Below are 1,373 nucleotides of genomic sequence, written 5' to 3'. Positions count from 1 at the left end.
GTGTGAACCTCTTAAATATAAAAACAAATGTCAAGATAATAATAATTCATTTATATGTAAATGTCAATAGATATATTATAATGCTTATACATTTATACATTTATACATTTATACATTTATACATATCACTAGAATAAAAAAAATCAAGATCTATGAAATTTACACTTTGTATTTTCACTTAACTTACAATGAAAAATAATTTACAATCTTAGCGACCTACCGAATTTAAGATCTTGCAAACCTTCATAATTACCTTTTTCAATGTCTTTCATGGAATCTTTAAGAATCTTCATCCCTTCTTTTTTGCTCATTTTTTTACTACTTATTGTTACAGTAATTTTTTTGCCTAAATCTTTTGCTTTGGCAAAAAGGTTTACAATAGCTTTTTTGATGCTTGAGAATGTGTAATGCGAGCATTTAATCCATTGTCCGTTATAATATTCAGCACTAACAAGCTTTTCATATTGCAACATTCCAGCCTTTTGAAGATTATCAAATGCACTGATAAGCACCTGATTTACATTCTTTTTAATCGCTAATGCTTCAATAAGATACTCTTGTTTAAAGAATTTATCTTTTGTTATGTTAGAGATTGATTGTGTCAGTAAAAACAATACACCAGCGGTTTTATTAGACTTAACTTTACGAAAATCATCATTCTGAACAATCGTTAATGCTTTTCCTTCAGCGTTGATATATTCGATAAATCCTTCTGAAAATTTGAACGTTAGAGTATTATCTTTGTCGTTATACTCCAATGTTGAAAAGATAGAGAATGAATGTGTTCTTAGTGTTTTTTTCTTACTGAAATTATACTTGGTGATTGTAATTTCTTTGTCCGTTGAAAGTTTCTCACAGAACTTCTTAGCGAATCCTTTTACTTCAGCGATAGTAACGTTAGATTTTATGCTACAAGCCCTTAGAATCGGTGATTTAGAGCCACATTCAAGCGTTATTTCATTATCATCAGAATGGCGCATTGCTGCGTGTTGGTGTGTTTTAAGACACTCACTAAAGATCAATGCATCAGATTTTAAATCAATTTTCAAACCGTTAAGATCAACAATTTCGCTTCTAAAAACGTTTGTCATTGGTTTTGTCAGTGTTTCTTTGGTATGACCTATAAATCCACTTGAAAGTAGTGATGTAACTTGAATTAATGTTTCTTTTGAGAAACCTTTTGTGTATGAGTTGAATTGTGTAAGCACTGTCTCTTATTACACATCTAAAAAAAAAAAAAAAAAAAAAAAAACAACATGTACACGTACAGTACCAGGATACGACACGCACAGACGTACCTTGTATGACCACAGCCGACGAGGTACCATACACCTGAACACCACACATAGTCTAAGCACATCCCTATATCTATA

Annotated in this window: 1 protein-coding gene; it reads right to left on the bottom strand. The window is 30.7% G+C overall.

Annotated features, from left to right (window positions below; translation table 11 throughout):
- Positions 1-200: 200 nt before the first annotated feature.
- On the bottom strand, positions 201-1,208 hold the full coding sequence (locus tag HGG78_RS18745; RefSeq protein WP_172533816.1) for a hypothetical protein: 1,008 nt from the start codon (positions 1,206-1,208) through the stop codon (positions 201-203).
- Positions 1,209-1,373: the final 165 nt, after the last annotated feature.

It is taken from the genome of Vibrio aestuarianus, assembly GCF_012395185.1.
Lineage (GTDB): Bacteria > Pseudomonadota > Gammaproteobacteria > Enterobacterales > Vibrionaceae > Vibrio > Vibrio aestuarianus.
The sequence above is the reverse complement of the archived record's forward strand: the minus strand, read 5'-3'. Positions and strand labels throughout refer to the sequence as shown.